The sequence below is a fragment of the Bacillus sp. JJ1521 genome, assembly GCF_036965165.1.
Lineage (GTDB): Bacteria > Bacillota > Bacilli > Bacillales > Bacillaceae_L > Ferdinandcohnia.
In genome coordinates, this window is sequence record NZ_JBALOX010000036.1 from 19,347 (window position 1) to 36,795 (window position 17,449).

The 17,449-nt window shown below is 37.0% G+C and carries 16 protein-coding genes and 1 other annotated feature; of the genes, 2 read left to right on the forward strand and 14 right to left on the reverse strand.

Going from position 1 to position 17,449, the window contains the following annotated elements:
• Nucleotides 1–355: 355 nt before the first annotated feature.
• Nucleotides 356–751: a transcriptional regulator SpxA gene (gene spxA / locus V7147_RS06500; RefSeq protein WP_057996450.1), complete on the reverse strand. Its 396-nt coding sequence runs from the start codon at nt 749–751 to the stop codon at nt 356–358.
• A 402-nt stretch (nt 752–1,153) separates the two neighbouring features.
• Here spxA and V7147_RS06505 point away from each other — a divergent pair, with 402 nt between their 5' ends.
• Nucleotides 1,154–1,339 carry a hypothetical protein gene (locus V7147_RS06505; RefSeq protein WP_335367041.1) on the forward strand — a complete coding sequence of 62 codons (186 nt, stop codon included), beginning with the start codon at nt 1,154–1,156 and terminating at the stop codon, nt 1,337–1,339.
• Between the two features lie 34 nt (nt 1,340–1,373).
• Here V7147_RS06505 and V7147_RS06510 read toward each other — a convergent pair whose 3' ends face one another.
• The 6 genes from V7147_RS06510 to V7147_RS06535 all read right to left on the reverse strand — a co-directional run bounded on the left by V7147_RS06510 (nt 1,374) and on the right by V7147_RS06535 (nt 8,394).
• Nucleotides 1,374–2,579 carry a putative glycoside hydrolase gene (locus V7147_RS06510; protein ID WP_335367042.1) on the reverse strand — a complete coding sequence of 402 codons (1,206 nt, stop codon included), beginning with the start codon at nt 2,577–2,579 and terminating at the stop codon, nt 1,374–1,376.
• A 202-nt stretch (nt 2,580–2,781) separates the two neighbouring features.
• Complete coding sequence (locus V7147_RS06515) at nt 2,782–3,720, reverse strand: ABC transporter ATP-binding protein (RefSeq protein WP_335367043.1); 939 nt, start codon at nt 3,718–3,720, stop codon at nt 2,782–2,784.
• A gap of 1 nt (nt 3,721) precedes the next feature.
• Nucleotides 3,722–4,780: an ABC transporter ATP-binding protein gene (locus tag V7147_RS06520; protein WP_335367044.1), complete on the reverse strand. Its 1,059-nt coding sequence runs from the start codon at nt 4,778–4,780 to the stop codon at nt 3,722–3,724.
• 12 nt (nt 4,781–4,792) lie between these two features.
• Nucleotides 4,793–5,710, reverse strand: coding sequence for an ABC transporter permease (locus V7147_RS06525; protein ID WP_335367045.1), 918 nt, complete (start codon nt 5,708–5,710; stop codon nt 4,793–4,795).
• Between the two features lie 3 nt (nt 5,711–5,713).
• The gene (locus V7147_RS06530) at nt 5,714–6,649 is read right to left on the reverse strand and encodes an ABC transporter permease (RefSeq protein ID WP_335367046.1); all 936 of its coding nucleotides are present in this window, start codon (nt 6,647–6,649) and stop codon (nt 5,714–5,716) included.
• A 107-nt stretch (nt 6,650–6,756) separates the two neighbouring features.
• On the reverse strand, nt 6,757–8,394 hold the full coding sequence (locus V7147_RS06535; RefSeq protein ID WP_335367047.1) for a peptide ABC transporter substrate-binding protein: 1,638 nt from the start codon (nt 8,392–8,394) through the stop codon (nt 6,757–6,759).
• 156 nt (nt 8,395–8,550) lie between these two features.
• Nucleotides 8,551–8,787 (forward strand) — a binding site (T-box leader).
• 58 nt (nt 8,788–8,845) lie between these two features.
• On the opposite strand from V7147_RS06535, the gene trpS reads away from it, so the two are divergent.
• The gene (trpS, locus tag V7147_RS06540) at nt 8,846–9,835 is read left to right on the forward strand and encodes a tryptophan--tRNA ligase (RefSeq protein ID WP_335367048.1); all 990 of its coding nucleotides are present in this window, start codon (nt 8,846–8,848) and stop codon (nt 9,833–9,835) included.
• 207 nt (nt 9,836–10,042) lie between these two features.
• Here trpS and V7147_RS06545 read toward each other — a convergent pair whose 3' ends face one another.
• The 7 genes from V7147_RS06545 to V7147_RS06575 form a co-directional block, all read right to left on the reverse strand.
• Entirely contained in the window at nt 10,043–10,792 is a 750-nt protein-coding gene (locus V7147_RS06545; RefSeq protein ID WP_335367049.1) for a YjbA family protein, read from the reverse strand.
• A gap of 100 nt (nt 10,793–10,892) precedes the next feature.
• A complete protein-coding gene (locus tag V7147_RS06550) occupies nt 10,893–11,108 on the reverse strand; it encodes a hypothetical protein (RefSeq protein ID WP_335367050.1) in 216 nt (71 codons plus the stop codon).
• A 165-nt stretch (nt 11,109–11,273) separates the two neighbouring features.
• Nucleotides 11,274–12,182, reverse strand: coding sequence for an oligopeptide ABC transporter permease (opp4C, locus tag V7147_RS06555; protein ID WP_335367051.1), 909 nt, complete (start codon nt 12,180–12,182; stop codon nt 11,274–11,276).
• Between the two features lie 15 nt (nt 12,183–12,197).
• Nucleotides 12,198–13,148, reverse strand: a complete 951-nt coding sequence (locus tag V7147_RS06560) for an ABC transporter permease (RefSeq protein WP_335367052.1) — start codon at nt 13,146–13,148, stop codon at nt 12,198–12,200.
• 145 nt (nt 13,149–13,293) lie between these two features.
• Nucleotides 13,294–14,964, reverse strand: coding sequence for a peptide-binding protein (locus tag V7147_RS06565; RefSeq protein ID WP_335367053.1), 1,671 nt, complete (start codon nt 14,962–14,964; stop codon nt 13,294–13,296).
• Between the two features lie 115 nt (nt 14,965–15,079).
• Entirely contained in the window at nt 15,080–16,099 is a 1,020-nt protein-coding gene (locus V7147_RS06570; RefSeq protein WP_335367054.1) for an ABC transporter ATP-binding protein, read from the reverse strand.
• The gene (locus V7147_RS06575; protein WP_335367055.1) at nt 16,096–17,079 is read right to left on the reverse strand and encodes an ABC transporter ATP-binding protein; all 984 of its coding nucleotides are present in this window, start codon (nt 17,077–17,079) and stop codon (nt 16,096–16,098) included. The genes V7147_RS06570 and V7147_RS06575 overlap by 4 nt, the downstream gene beginning before the upstream one ends.
• Between the last annotated feature and the right edge of the window lie 370 nt (nt 17,080–17,449).

Consider the following 17,449-nt stretch of genomic DNA (forward strand, 5'->3'; position numbering starts at 1 on the left):
CAGAACCTCTCCCTTCTCTGCTCAGATTTTGAAGGGACGTTATACCCCCGAGCCAGATGCTCTTTTATTCACTTTTCCCATAAATGTTGCAGAATAACCTTAGTTGAGAAAAAAGTCTATATCTTGTACTTTTATTTTATGTTAAAAGATATGAGAATGGAAATAAAAAAGGCTAATTTTAAAAAAACAGTTGTTTTGCCCGGTTTTCATCCATATTTATTATGAATGTGGTTAGGTTTTTCGGGAGTCCTCTCTGTTTTATGTACCATTATAATACGAATTGTGATTGAAAACGAGTAAAATGTCCTAATAAATAAAAAAACTTCTACGTTTTTACAGTAGAAGTTTCTTGATGTTAGTTTACTAAGCGTTGCGCTTCTTTTAGTTGGAAGCTACGAACTTTTCTCGGTAGAAATCTGCGGATTTCGTCCTCGTTATATCCTACCTGAAGTCTCTTCTCATCGATGATAATTGGTCGACGAAGAAGTCCAGGATTTCCTTGAATTAATTTGTATAAATCCTTAAGAGGCATTGTCTCAAGATTTACATTCAATTTTTGGAATACCTTAGAACGAGTTGAAATGATCTCATCTGTTCCATCTTCCGTCATACGTAAAATTTCTTTAATCTCTTCGATTGAAAGAGAATCTGAAATGATGTTTCTTTCCTGATACGGAATGTGATTTTCCTCTAACCATGACTTCGCTTTTCGGCAAGAAGTACAGCTTGGAGAAGTATAAAGAGTAACCATAAACCTTATCACTCCCTTAAAAAGTAGATTATTACTTAACAATCAGTAAGATTGGTCATGGGTGAATAAAAACCTAAATTAAAATGACTTTAATTAAGTAATTTCTTTAATTATTATACCTCAAATTTTCTGAGAAAGATAGACAATTTTGAAGAAAACTTTTGAATCATGAAGACCTTGATACATCATAGGTCTAAATGCAAATGAAATCGGGATGATTAACTGCTATTGCTTCTAGAATTACGCATTTCTTTAAGATGTTCCGATTATCATTATAATCTTTAAATGATAATAAATGATCACTTAGTAAGAATCTCCGCAAATTAGATATTCCCTCTTTAATTAAATGTAAACTTGGAATAGAATAGAATTAAGGAATACGTTTTCATTGGAGGGATATTCATGGCAAGCTACATAATGGATTTAGGTCTTATTGCTGTTTTAGTCATTGGTATTACTGCTTTGATGGGTGTTATGGCAAATGGCATTGGGGAACGAGTCTTTGGAGGTAAATCTGGTTCTGATATTGTTAATCGTGATTTAAATGTAAAAGCCGGTTGGAAAAATGTTGGCGGACGAAAAAAATAAGAAGTGAAGGCTGGTCTTTTGACCAGCCTTCTTATTATGGCGTGTAATCCACACCTTTTGTATAGGTATTTGCAGCGTTCCATAGTAAAAATTCATTAATTCCTTGGTCTTGCAACCCTTTTATTTGAGCTTCTATTTCAGCTTTTCCGTAAACTGTATAATTTCCTTTTCCAAGCCAACTTGCTGTAAAATCTTGGAGCCATGGTCTTGAAACAGGCCTGTTTTCAATTTGGCTAAGTTTATAGTTTTCAACCTTCGCATATTCAGAAACCAATCGATATGGTTCGAGGTCAGGACGCGATATCCCAAAATAAGCTGTCCAGTGACTAGGGTAAATCATTGAAGAAATGACATCGACATGTTTAGAAATCTTTGAGAAGTTTTGTCCAATTCCAGGAGCTTCAGGCAATGTCGCGCTATACCCGAAGATATCTACCGATACTTTTACATTATAGGGTTCTAATTTTTCTTTTGCGTAAGCCACAAAATCCGTAACAGCAGAGACACGTTTTTGAACGTTATCAAGATTAACTTTTTCATATTCCCCCATACCAAATTTTAATGTTTGATCAAGTTTCTCAAATCCTTCAGGAAAGCGGACATAATCGAATTGAATCTCTTGGAATCCAAGTTTTGCTGCCTCAATTGCGACACCTACATTATAATCCCAAACTTCCTTCATAAATGGATTCACGAATGCGTCCCCTCGCCCATTCGTCCAAACCTTTTCCCCTTCTTTAAAAGACAAATCAGGTCGTTTCTTCCCCAATACCGAATCCTTAAACACGACAACCCTTGCGATTGGATAAATTTGCTTTTCCTCCAGCTTCTTAAGCATGGCTTTAGGATCTTTGATATAATCCTTACCAATCCCATGATAATTCGAGCCCTGTGGAGGTAGATAAGTTAAATATCCAAAGTCGTCCTTAACATCAATTACCATTGCATTAAGATCTGTCTCATCAATTAATTGAACAAGACGTGCAAATCGATCTCCACCTGCTGAGTGTGCTGAAACATAAATACCTCTAATAGCATCAGGGTATTCAAATTGATAGCCCGAATCAAATTCAAACCGTTTAACCATTTCTGGGATTTCTTTTTCAGTCATCACCAATTTACTGGCTGAATGTGATTCCATCGAAAAAACTTTATTTTCTGCAGAGCCGGTTTGATTTGCAAATAACAAACCAAATCCGATTACAAGGGTAACCATTAGAAAAGAGATAATTTTCTTCATGTTTTCCTCCTTCCTCAACACTTATATAGTATTTTAAATGAATTTTCCAGGAAATAATACAAAATTAGACAAACTTTTCAAAAATTTAGTATTTATTCAATTGTATGAGCCAGTTTGTCTTATATTTATAGTCTTCTTATTATCCTTTTCAATATTAATGGTAAATGTGGACAAAAAAAAGAGGCCCTAGTATTGGGGCCGTTTAGCTATATTTTGCTTTATACTCTTTGTATTCCTTTTCTGAGCACGCAACAAAATGTCCTGGTCTTATTTCATGGAGTTTGATCTCCTCATTTTCTGAGTATCCATGTTCTTTTGGATCATAAATAAGTCTTTTTCGATTTCGTTCATAATCCGGATCTGGCAGTGGAATTGCTGATAACAATGATTTGGTATATGGATGTATGGGGTTTGAATATAAATCATTCGCCTCAGCTAGCTCAACAATTTTACCGAAATACATAACTCCTATTCTGTCACTAATGTATTTTACCATCGACAAATCATGAGCAATAAATAAGTATGTCAATCCTTTTTCTTTTTGGAGCCTTTTCATCAGATTGACGACTTGTGCTTGAATAGATACGTCAAGGGCAGAAATTGGTTCATCTGCGATAATAAAGTCTGGTTTCACCGCAAGTGCACGAGCGATTCCAATTCTCTGACGTTGTCCCCCAGAAAATTCATGTGGATACCGATTTGCATGCTCACGGTTTAAACCAACTGTTTCTAAAAGTGAGTATACCTGTTCCATTCGGTCACTATTGTTTTTGGCAAGCCCATGAATGTCTATACCCTCGGCCACAATATCTGCAACGGTCATCCTCGGATTTAAAGAAGCATAGGGGTCTTGAAATATCATTTGCATTTTTCGGTTAAACTTTTTCAAGTCTTTTTTGGATTTTTTCCCGTGAACATTTTCTCCGTTAAAAATAACCTCGCCACCGGTAGCATTGTACAACCGTATGATTGTTCTTCCAGTGGTTGATTTTCCACATCCAGACTCTCCCACTAGACCTAATGTTTCTCCTTTGTATATATCAAACGTAATTCCATCCACTGCTTTGACTATATTTGGTTTTCCAACATTAAAATATTGCTTTAAATTTTTAATTTCAACTAATTTTTGTTTTTCAGCCATTTCATTCATCATCCTTTCTGTGTTGCTTTTCGGATGAGAAATTTTTCATTCGACGTTTTACCGCTTCGGGCGGCTCTACTTTTGGTGCATCAGGGTGAAGTAGCCATGTTGCAGCATAATGTGTATCCGAAACCTTAAACATTGGCGGTTCCATTTCGTAATCAATTTTCATTGCAAAACGATTTCTTGGCGCAAACGCATCTCCCTTTGGAGGATTTGTAAGGTCTGGTGGTGACCCTGGTATTGCCAAAAGTTCTGTTTGAGCATCATTATCTAGACTTGGCATAGACGACAATAATCCCCATGTATAAGGATGCTTTGGATTATAAAATATTTCATCAACAGTACCGTATTCAACTATTTTCCCTGCATACATGACAGCAACCCTATCTGCGACATTTGCAACGACGCCTAAATCATGGGTGATAAAAATGATCGATGTTTCTAGTTTTTTTTGGAGGTCCTTCATTAGTTCCAATATTTGTGCTTGGATGGTTACGTCCAATGCCGTGGTAGGTTCGTCTGCAATCAATAATTTCGGGCTAGAAGCTAATGCTATGGCTATCATTGCACGCTGTCTCATTCCACCACTAAATTCATGTGGATATTGGTTTACTCGCTTCTCTGGGCTAGGAATTCCGACTAATCTTAGTAGCTCAATTGCACGGTCCTTTGCGTTTCCTTTAGACATATTTTGATGCTTAATTAAAACCTCCATAATCTGCATGCCGACCTTCATTGTTGGATTAAGAGAGGTCATCGGGTCCTGAAAGATCATGCCAATATCCTTCCCACGAATCTTCTCCATTTCCTTATTCGTTTTTGGAACAAGATCATCACCATCGAAAAGGATTTGTCCCTTCGTGATTTTTCCAGGAGGCATCGGAATAAGCTTCATGATTGTTTGCGAGGTTACACTTTTACCTGATCCCGATTCTCCAACAATCGCAAGTGTTTCACCCTTATATAAATCAAAATTAACACCGCGGACAGCTTTTACTTCACCCGCATAGGTTTGAAAAGCGACTTCAAGGTCTTTTACTTCTAATAACTTTTCCATTGACTCACTCCCTTACTTGCGCATCCTTGGGTCTAATGCGTCTCGCATTCCATCGCCTATTACGTTAAAAGCAAAGATTGTGATACAGATTAAGGTAGCTGGGAAGAACAAACGCCATGGATAGTATTCAAAAGCTGGTAATCCCTCTGAAGCCATCGTTCCCCAACTCGCAAGTGGAACTTGAACACCTAAGCCAAGATAACTTAGAAAGGATTCAGTGAAAATTGCATTTGGGATCGTTAACGTCATCGTGACCAAGATCGGACCCATGGAATTCGGAATTAAGTGCTTAAACATAATGCGCTTAACATCTGCACCTAGCGTTTGGGCTGCAAGTACATATTCCTGATACTTCAACTGCAAGACTTGTCCTCTTACAATCCGCGCCATATTGATCCAGCCAGTAATCGTCATCGCAAGAATCATCGTACCTAACCCTTGCTCTAAAATAACCATTAGTAAAATAACTAATAACAAGTATGGTACTCCATATAAAATATCTGCAAATCTCATCATAAATTCATCGACTTTACCGCCCATATACCCGGAAATACCGCCCCATAAAACCCCAATAACTAGGTCAATAACCGCAGCGGCTAATCCAATAAATAACGAGATCCTTGCTCCTTGCCATGTTCTTGTGAATACATCTCTCCCAAGTTCATCTGTACCAAACCAATGCACACCAGATGGTGCTTCATTGGCGTGGGCAAGGTCTGTTGTTCGATAATCAAATTCATTCATCATTGGACCAATAATTGCCATTAATAATAAAAGGATTAATAGAACGACTCCTGCTAATGCAAGCCTGTTCTTCTTAAATCTAGAAGTGACATCCTTCCAAAACGATAAACTTGGTTTTGAAATTTTTTCCGCTTCATTCTCATTAATGGTCGATGGCGCAAACATTTCCTTTGGAATATTCTGCATAAATTACTCTCCTTTCTTCGCTCCAGATAGCTTGATGCGAGGATCAATAAATCCGTACAAAATATCGACAAGGAGAACAGAAATCAAGAGTAAGATACTATAAAAGACAGTGACTCCCATAATCACGGTGTAATCACGGTTTGTGATACTCGTTACAAATTCGTCCCCTAATCCAGGTATTCCAAAGATTTTTTCAATTACAAAGCTACCCGTTAAAATTCCTGCTGTTAACGGTCCCATGTATGAAACAACAGGAAGCATCGCATTACGGATCGTATGTTTCATCGTGATCGTACCTTGAGCTAATCCCTTAGCACGAGCTGTTTTTATGTAATCATTGCTCAATACCTCAAGCATACTTGAACGAGTTAATCGTGCAATAAAGGCCATTGGTGAAGCTGCCAGCGCAATTGCGGGCAAAATGGTATGCATAAAGGATTCCCATCTCGCAACCGGAAAAAGGTCTAACTTAATGGCGAAAATATATTGCAATACTGTAGCTAAAATAAAGCTTGGAACAGAAATCCCCAACACTGCAACAATCATCGCTGAATAATCCTGCCATTTGTTATGATAAAGGGCTGCAATTACACCTAAAACAACGCCAATTGCTATAGCTATAAGAATGGCCTCAATCCCTAAAAATAGGGATATCGGAAATCCATTATTGATGATTTCATTCACTGTCATTGCCTTGTATTTGAAGGATGGACCAAAATCCCATTTGGCAACATCGCCTAAATAATCAAAATACTGTTTATATAGTGGTTGATCCAAACCATAATGGGCATTTAGTGCTGCTTCAATTTCTGGAGGCACTTCCTTTTCTTTTGTAAATGGGCCTCCCGGAGCCGCTTGCATTAAGAAAAATGTGGCGGTTACAATCAAGATGAGTGATACGATCATATAGAGTATTCTCTTAATTATGTAGATGGCCACTTTGTATACCTCCCATTGCAATCACCTAAGTCTTTTTCAAAAAACAAGGTATATAGGCAACTATATACCTTGTTTTTTGTTCTTTATTAGTAATTACCTATTTTGAATTACTCAAAATAAGCCCACTTAAATTGAGCATCTCCCAATGGGGAAATAACGACTCCTTTTAGGTTGTCATTTTGAACCCAGTTGTTTGTATAAAAGTAGATTGGTGCAATTGGCATTTCACTTATTACTATTTGTTCAGCTTCCTTTAGTAGTCCAATACGCTTGTCCTTGTCTGTTTCTTTGGCAGCCTGGGCAAGAAGATTATTAAAATTCTCATTTGTCCAACCTGTATCATTGTTACCAGCTGGCACTGTATAAATTTCTAGGAAGTTTACTGGATCATTGAAATCAGCCAACCAACCAGTACGCGCAATTTGGAAATTACCTGTGTCCACATTATCAAGAAAAACGGTCCACTCTGCGTTGTTAAGTGTTACATCTACCCCTAAATTTTTTCTCCACATATCTTGGATTGCTTGTGCAATCTTTTGATGCCCCTCTGAAGTATTATATGAAAGGGCGATTGGTGGCAGTTGGGAAACATCAGTTAATCCAAGTTCATCTAAAGCTTTTTGTAAATGTTCCTTTGCCGCGTCAACATCGTTATCCTTGAAATATCCTTTTTCATTTTCTTTAAGAATTGCTGCTGGAACCAAAGCCATTGCCGGGATTTGACCCCCGAGAGCAACATTTTCTACTATCGCTTTACGATCTATAGCATAGGATAAAGCTTTGCGTAGATTTACATTTTGGAAAGGCTCTTTTTTAATATTAAACTTGTACCAATACGTTCCTGCGATTGTGCTTTTTTTAAGTGTTCCTTCTTTGTCTAAAGTTGGAATAACATCTGTTGGTAAGGCAGACATTGGGGCCCCAGCCCAATCCAATTCTCCTTTTTTGAAACTTTGATACTCTGTACTCGGATCATTTATCATATCCATTGTAATTTTATTGAGCTTTACAGAACCCGCATCCCAATAGTCCTTATTTTTATTAAGAGTAATCGTTGCTGATTTGTCTGCAATCACAAATGGTCCGTTAGAGACATATGATTCATCAACTCGATTAGCCCAATCTGGATTGTCCTTTGCTATTTTACTGTTTACAGGATAATACGTATAAAAAGCAGTTAATTCTAAGAAATAAGCAGTTGGGTTAACTAATTTAACCTCCAGGGTTTTATCATCAGTAGCCTTTACACCAACATTCTCCATTTTATCGATAGATATATCTGGAGTGTCGTATGCAGTTTTTGCCCCTTCAATATAGTTGTAAATTTGTGAAGCGTAGTCCGATTGATTTCCAGGGACTAGTACCCATTTCCACGCATATTCAAAATCATGTGCAGTAACAGGATCACCATTTGACCACTTGGCATCACGAAGCGTGAAGGTATATGTTTTGCCATCTTCTGATACATCAATTTTTTCTGCCATAGCCTCTTCTGGTTCCCCATTTTTATTAAGTCGAGTTAAACCTTCAAAAGCATGGTTCAGTACAACCCCGGATGTTGAGTCGGTTGCTAAACCAGGGTGTAATGTAGGAGGTTCAGAACTAATATTTATTCTTAGTTCTTGCTTAACCTCTTCTCCTGTTGCTCCTCCGCCTTTTTCTTCCCCTTTATTAAATGTTCCACAGGCGGAAAGAACGACAGCGCTCGCGAAAAGTATAGTTAATAGCCAAGAAATTTTTTTCAAACAGATTANNGATTACCTCCCAAATATGTAAAGATATACGCTACTTATGTTGTTTCAAAACGCATCTTCTTATGCGCATTCTGTCCCTTTGTCTATTAATTTTTTCTTCAATACTTGCAATTTAGTTTGAAAAGAATATAATAAAAATAATATGAATAATGCGCGATGAAAAAGAGTAGTACATATGAAGACCATTTAATGGATTTCCTCTAACAGAGAGCCTGTGGTTGGTGTGAACAGGTAATGGAGCATATGGAATGGACTTTTGAGCATCTTTGCTGAAAAATGAAGTAGGCTTAAGACGATTTCCTTACGTTACAAGGATACGAGAGATTTTACTCACATTCGAGTAAAATAACTAGGGTGGCAACGCGGTAACCATTCGTCCCTAACATTTAATTGTTAGGTGCGGATGGTTTTTTATTTTGTCTAAAAAAAGGAGAGAATTAAGATGCAAACTATTTTTTCAGGTATTCAGCCAAGTGGTTCAGTAACATTAGGAAATTATATCGGAGCAATGAAACAATTTGTTGAATTACAAAATGAATATAATTGCTTCTATTGTATAGTGGACCAACATGCGATTACAGTGCCACAGGAAGCATTAGAATTACGTAAAAACATAAAAAGCTTAGCTGCTTTATATCTGGCAGTTGGGCTTAATCCAGAAAAAGCAACACTATTTATTCAATCAGAAGTTCCAGCACACGCTCAAGCTGGTTGGATGTTGCAATGTGTCTCATATATCGGAGAACTCGAGAGAATGACACAATTTAAAGATAAATCACAAGGAAAAGAAGCCGTTGTGGCTGGATTGTTAACATATCCACCTCTTATGGCTGGAGATATTCTATTATATAATGCGGACCTTGTACCTGTTGGTGAGGACCAAAAGCAACATATTGAGTTAACTCGTGATCTTGCAGAAAGATTCAATAAAAAATACCGTGAAATATTTACAATTCCTGATGCCAGAATTCCTAAAGAAGGCGCAAGAATTATGTCATTACAAGATCCAACAAAGAAAATGAGTAAATCTGATCCAAATCCGAAAGCCTACATCGCTCTTCTTGATGATCCAAAGCAAATTGAGAAAAAAATTAAAAGTGCTGTAACTGATTCAGAGGGTATTGTGAAATATGACAAGGAAAACAAACCAGGTATTTCGAACCTTCTAACCATTTACTCAAATTTCAGTCAGAAATCAATTGAGGAGATCGAAGCATTATATGAAGGAAAAGGATATGGGGATTTTAAAGCGGACCTTGCAGAGGTTGTATTGAACGAAATTCGCCCAATTCAAGAAAGATATTATGACTTCCTGAATTCATCAAAATTGGATGAAATCCTAGATGCTGGTGCAGAAAAAGCACATAAAGTGGCAAGCAAAACCGTTAAAAAAATGGAAAATGCCATGGGTCTAGGAAGAAAGAGAAAATAAGAAAAAGGAAAGAGGATTTGTTCGAAAACAAATCCTCTTAATCAAATACGCTCTGGCGTATTTGCGCCCAGAATTTTTGGCCCACAGGAAGTAGCGTTTTTAGTCATTGATCTTACTCGCTCGAAAAACTTCCTCTAAAAAATCTGTGGCATCCGCCGGAGGCCCTAACTTTATCCAGTTGGGGCTTTTGGCCTCATCTGAATAAAGTTAAACCTTTGATTCATGCTCAATTTCCCATAGCTTTTCAAAAAATGGTTGACCTTTAATTAGGTTTTCACATAGTTGAACATGTTTGCCTGTCCAACCGTTTCTGGTTTCTTCATAGAGGTTTTGCCATACTTCCTCAAACTGCATTTCTTGAATTTCCCGGTATCTCGAAGGATTCCACTCCGTATACCAGTATCTGATTTCTGCCACATTTTTCGTTGATGCTAACTGATCTAACGCCATAAATAAAAGCTGCTTTAGCTGCCTTTCCTTACGGGTTAGGCCTGCCATTTCAATAGGTGATGGAGATAAAATGTGGTATTCCTTATTCTTTGTGTTATCCTTACTGTCAAAGGTATAAGGAATTGCTTCATGGCCACTCACCATCTCATAAACGAGTTGTTCCTGACGAGGAATTAGTCGACTTTTTCGAATCGGGATATTATAACCAATTGTATCTATTGCTATAATTCCATGACCGTCTGTTACAACAAAACAATAATCTTGCTGAATTCGTTCATGATTTTTACGAACATACGCTTTTTGATAAACATCCATAAGTAGTTGCTGAGGTAGTTCCATTAAATCATTTTCAATGTAGTTAAACAATGGAGACTCAATTTTTAGCAAAGGTACCTGGTCTAACAGTTCAACACTATCATCCTTGCGCCATTCATGGAAGTGGCAAACGTTGTAACCATTTTCTTCACCTTCAAACCAATTTACCCAAATATCATGAAGAAACAACATTTATTACCCCTCACTTCAAAGCTGTTTGTCAACAGTATAGGCAGAAGGAGGAAATTTTATTCCAAAATATTCTTGTATTGTTAGAAAATACTTATCCTTGTTATTCCTTTCCAGATGGCTTTGACGGAAAGTATATACTGATCCAAATCATCGCTAAGCCCACCACAACAAGATGACATTCAAATCGCCTGCTAATAAATTGTAGGTACTCTAAAAAAGAAAGCCCCATTGTCGTTAGGTTTAAATAAGCAATAGTCGTAATGCCTCCAGAAACCGCTAGCCCAAATCCAACTAAATATAAAAAAGCCCTACCCATCTGTATGCCATTCAATAAAACTATGATAAAAATGCATTTTCAAGTGAACCACCCGCTCGTCCCATATACTTACTATAATTTATGGTCCAAGCTTACAAAAGATGACAAAAAACAATTGTACAAATTTATGACCAAAAGAAAAAGCCAAGAAGGCGTCTTGGCTTTTTACTCATTTATTTTTGGATCTAGGGCGTCACGAAGTCCGTCTCCTACGAAGTTAAAGCATAGTACAGTAATTAGGATCATTAAGCCTGGAGCTGTTGGAACCCACCACTGATTAAGCATGATTGTAATACTCTGAGCTCCTTGAAGCATATTCCCCCAACTCGGTGTTGGTGGCATAATACCTAATCCAAGGTAACTAAGCGCAGATTCTGCCAAAATAACTCCCCCAACATTTAATGTTGCTGCAACAATGATTGGACCCATTGCGTTAGGTAGAATTTCTCTGAAAATAATTGTAAAACTTCTAGTTCCAATTGTTTTAGATGCTAAGACAAATTCACGACCACGTAATGATAAAAACTCACCTCGTACCAATCTGGCAGTGGTCGTCCACCCAGTAAGTGCAAAAATAAGGATTAACTTGTCAACACCTGGGTTAAAAATTGTTACAAGCGTGATTAGCAAGAAAATTTGAGGAATCGAAAGCATGATATCTACAAATCTCATGATCATTGCATCAACAATACCACCAAAATATCCTGCAATTGCACCAAGTGCTGTACCAATCGTAATTGCCCCAGCAACTGAAGCAAACCCAACTAATAATGAAATTCTTGCTCCATACAATAATCGAGTTAAAAGATCGCGTCCAAATGTATCTGTACCTAATAAATGTTCCTTACTAGGGTCTACTAATCGCTTGAATAAATCCTGTTTGTCCGGATCATATGGCGTTAGTAATGGTGCAAATACCGCTGATAAGATAATAAAAACCAATAGCACTGCACCGATAACCGCAAGCTTATTTTTAAAGAACTTACGAGTCATTATTTTCATCATAGTGTCTGCCTTTGAACTTAAACCTTGAAGTTCTATTTCGTTTCCTGGTGCTAAATTAGGTTGTGCCATCCTTCTTTCCCCCCTCTAGTATTCAATTCTCGGATCAAAGATAGCGTACAGAATATCGGCTATAAGATTTCCTACTACTACTAATACGGAGGAAATAACTGTTATTGCCATAACGATTGGATAATCACGTTGAAAGGCAGAATCAACAAATAATTTACCAAGTCCCGGCCAACCGAATACAGATTCAACAATAACGGAACCACCGATAAAACTTGGTATCATTATTCCAAATATCGTAATAACCGGAATAAGACCATTTCGTAATCCATGCTTTAAGATTACTTTTCCTTCTCTAAAGCCTTTTGCTCTCGCAGTCCTCATATAGTCTTGGTTAACAACCTCGATCATACTTGAACGGGTATATCTTGTTAAACTAGCCATATCTGCTGTTGCTAAAACGAATGCAGGTAATATTAAATGATGGATACGATCCCAAATACTAAATGCTGAATTCAGTGTTTGCGTACCTGAAGCTGGGAACCAGTGTAAGTGAACAGAGAAAACCATAATTAAAATTAATCCAAACCAGAAATTTGGGATAGCAAGTCCTAAAAATGAGGAAACAGTAACTGTATAGTCAATTTTAGAATACGGGCGTACTGCTGAGATTACACCAAATGGTATTGCAATAGCGATGGCTAATATCGTGGATACTCCCATCAACAAGAGTGTGTTCGGCAATCGATTCCATATCAATTCAGATACATCACGACCTTTATTAATAATTGAATTACCAAAATCACCTTGAGCCATATTTCCTACCCATTTTAAATATTGAATATGGATGGGGTCATTAAGACCATATTTCTCCATAACAATTTCGCGATCCTTTGCACTAATATTAGGATCCATCATTAGTGCAGTTGGGTCTCCAGGAGCCATATGCATAATCGCGAATGAAATGATGGTAATTCCTAATAATAGGGGAATAGCCATTAAAGTTCGACGGATGATATATGAGACCATAGCTATTTCTCCTTCACATTTTAATAAGTTTAAAAGTCTATGTTTAATCTAGATACATATATCTAGGAATTTTCGGTTTTTAAAAAGAAAGAAGGAAGGGAAAATTTACCCTTCCCTCTGCATCTATCATGATTGTTTGCTTTTATTAGTTTGCAGGTTGTAACCACCATTTGTGCACATTGTAAAATGGTGATCTTGAGTGGAACTCATAACCTTGTAATTCTTCCGGCATAGCACGGAATTCTTCAGGATAATACAGGTATGTGTAAGCTTGATCTTCTACAAGAATTTGGTATAGTTCTTTGTGAATCTCTTTATACTTCTCAATGTCAGTTGTTTGTCTTGCTTCTTCCATTAACTTATCTGCTTCTGGATTGCTATACCATGTCATGTTTAAGCCTTCAGCAGATTGAGATGAGTGGAAGATGTCATATTGATCAGGGAATGTTGATAAAGCCCAACCAAGAATCATAGCTTCGTAATCCCAGTTTGGAGCAGAAACTGCATCAATGAATGCAGACCATTCAACGATTTCAGGTTTTGCTTCAACACCGATTTCTTTAAATTGTTGTTGTAATACTACAGCGATATCTTCACGGACTTTGTTACCTTGGTTTGTTTTGATAGAGAATGACATTTCTTTGCCATCTTTATCAACGATACCGTTACCGTTCGTATCTTCCCATCCAGCTTCTTTCAGTAATGCTTTTGCTTTTTCTAAATCATATTCAAATTGTGGTACATCATCATTATATGTCCACATTAATGGGCTGTCAGGAGCGTTAGCAGGTTGACCAGCACCATTCATAATGCTGTCAACAATTGCTTGTTTGTTTACAGCGTGTGTAAATGCTTGACGAACTTTTTTGTCTTTGAATCTATCATCTTTTTGGTTGAATGCAAGGTATGTGTAAGATAATGCTAAACCATTTTCAACTTTAGTACCATCAATTGCTTTTACAGTATCAATTTCAGTTCCTGGAAATGCATTGTACATATCGATTTCACCAGCTTGTAATGCAGCAATAAGTGCGTTTGCATCAGCTACATAACGTGTAGTGATTGTATCTAAGTGTGGACGACCTTCAAAATAGTCTTGGAATGCTTCTACTTTTACATATTCTCCATCTTTCCACTCAACGAACTTGAATGGACCAGTACCGATTGGGCTCTTAGTGTTGAACTCATTTTCATGTAATTCACCAGCAGGTACATCTTTTAAGATATGTTCAGGTAATACAGAATAGCTTAAAGTTGTTGGATAGAATGTTACGTCTACTTTGTTTAATGTAAATTTAACAGTGTAGTCGTCAATCTTTTCAACTTTTTCCATGCTTTCAAAGTTTGATTTACGCTCAGAAACTACATCTGGGTTTTTCATCAATCCATAAGAGAATACAACGTCATCAGCTGTCATTTCTTCTCCATCATGGAATTTAACACCTTGCTTAAGTTTTACAGTATACTCTAAACCATCGTCTGAAGCTTGGATATCTTCAGCTAGGTCATTTTCTACCTCAAGGTCTAGGTTAACTTTTACTAATCCATTGTAAATGAATCCTTCAATATCACTTGAAGCTGTGTCAGTTGAGAAATATGGGTTGAATAATGTTGGGCTACCAGCAGATCCAACTACTAGATCTCCACCATCGACTGGATCAGTGTTTTTTGGTTCTTCTTTTGCAGGTTCTTCTTTTGTAGGCTCTTCTTTTTGCGTGTCAGTACCAGCTTTATCGCCGCCTGAACAAGCCGCTAAGAAAAGTGACATTACAAGTGTTAGGACTAAAAATAGCCATAAGCTTTTTCTTAACTTCATGTTTGTTTCCCCCTATCATTTTGTTAGAATTTTTAGTTTTTACTGCGTAAATTGATCCCTCTAAGGTTGCATCTCCTCCCTTCAAAGAATCTATATATATTCTGTGCAGCCACCTTTATTCGTAAAGGTGACATGCAACAAAATGCCCTTGTTTGACTTCCTTAAATTCTGGGACTAACTGGCGGCAAATATCGGTTGCAGCTGGACATCGTGTGTGGAACACACAGCCACTTGGCGGATTTGACGGGCTTGGAAGCTCTCCTTTAAGTACAATTCGTTCCCTTTTTATCAAGCCTGTTTTTTTAGGAACTGGTACTGCCGATAATAAAGCTTGTGTATATGGATGAAGTGGTTCAGCATATAAATCTTCTTTATTAGCTAATTCCATCATTCTACCTAAATACATAACTCCCACTCTATCACTTATATGTCTTACAACACTCAAGTCATGTGAGATAAAGATGTACGTTAGTCCAAATTCTTCTTGAAGATCTTCCATTAAATTAATAACCTGTGCTTGGATCGACACGTCAAGTGCTGATACGGGTTCATCAGCGATAATCAATTCGGGATTTAAAGCGAGTGCTCTTGCAATACCGATTCTTTGACGCTGTCCACCCGAGAATTCATGTGGATATCTGTTGATAAAGGATGAGTTCAATCCAACAGTTTCCATTAATTCTTTTACTTTCTCTTCTCGTTCTTTAGCGGTGTATAATTTATGAGTTATTAATGGTTCTTTAATAATAGAGCGTAAAGTCTTTCTAGGATTAAGAGTTGCGAAAGGATCCTGGAATACCATTTGAATGTCTCTTCGAACAGATTTCCTTAACTCACTTTCTGACATATGTGTGATGTCTTTACCCTTAAAAATAATTTTTCCATCAGTTGGTTCGTACAATCGGATAATTGTTCTTCCTGTTGTTGATTTCCCACATCCAGACTCTCCAACTAGTCCAATTGTTTCCCCTTTTTTAATTTGGAGGCTAATGCCGTCAACCGCTTTAACATTACCTACATTACGCTGCAATAGACCAGCTTTGATTGGAAAATATTTTTTAACATCCTGAAGCTCAAGGATGATATTACTATTTTCTTGCGATGCCTTGACTTTTTCTTCATTTGTTGAAATCATGCTTTTGCCCCCTCGTCATCATATAGGAAACAGCGAACTGCTCTGTCTTTACCCATTTGTTTTAGCTGAGGTGCTTCTGCAAAACAGCGGTCAAAAGCCTTTGAACAACGCGGAGCAAATCTGCATCCTTTCGGCATATTTTCAGGTGATGGTACGTTTCCTTCGATTGATTGAAGGCGTCCAATTTCACCTTCTAATGCAGGTATCGAGTTCATCAATCCAACTGTGTATGGGTGTAGTGGTTCATCAAATAAATCTGCAACTGGTGATTGCTCAACAACCTGGCCACCGTACATAACTACGATATTATCCGCTACCTCTGACACGACTCCCAAATCATGTGTGATTAATAGAATTGAAGTATCAAATTTACGACTTAGGTCTTTCATTAAGTCAAGTATTTGAGCTTGTATCGTAACATCAAGTGCGGTTGTAGGCTCATCCGCAATTAAAAGTTTCGGGTTACAACTCATTGCGATCGCTATCATGACCCTTTGGCGCATACCACCTGAGAGACGATGTGGATAATCATTGATTAATTCCGCTGCCCTAGAGAAACCAACCAACTCCAACATTTCAATTGCTTTTTTAGTTGCTTCTGCTTTGGACATTTTTTGGTGATACATTAGCACTTCAATTATTTGTTCTCCAACAGTAAGAACTGGGTTAAGTGATGTCATTGGTTCTTGGAAAATCATTGATACATCATTTCCACGAACTTTACACATTTCAGCTTCGGATAAATCAACAAGGTTTTTACCATCAAGAATGATTTCACCTTCTACGATTTTTCCAGGTGGACTCGGTACAAGCTTCATAATTGAAAGCGAGGTAATACTTTTACCAGATCCAGACTCACCTACTATTGCTAAGGTTTCACCTTTATTTATTTTCAAATCAACGCCATCTACGGCAGGTATTACTGTTTTCTTTTTGTAGAAGTATGTTTTAAGATTTTTCACTTCTAGTAATGTAGCCATAAATTAGGTTCACCTTCCTTACCGGAACTAAAAAAGTTCACTCATTATTCAAAATATAATATATTTAGAGAAATATCAACCAAAAATTTCTAGTAATCTCTTATTTTACCAGAGTAAAGCTTTAAAGTGTAAAACGAACTAAATTATCTGACAAAAGAATCACCTAAATTTTATTACAGAAAGATTACAAATACAAGTCAATTTTTAAAATTGAGTTAATATACTCTAAAGAGTGAAAACTTCCTTTTCTCTTAATCTATTTAAAATTCTATTAAAACTATGTCGAAATTGCAAGATAATTTTTATTATTTTCATTATTTTTTTCTTAAATCCATTGATATAAATGGTTTTTTTAATGAAACATTCATAA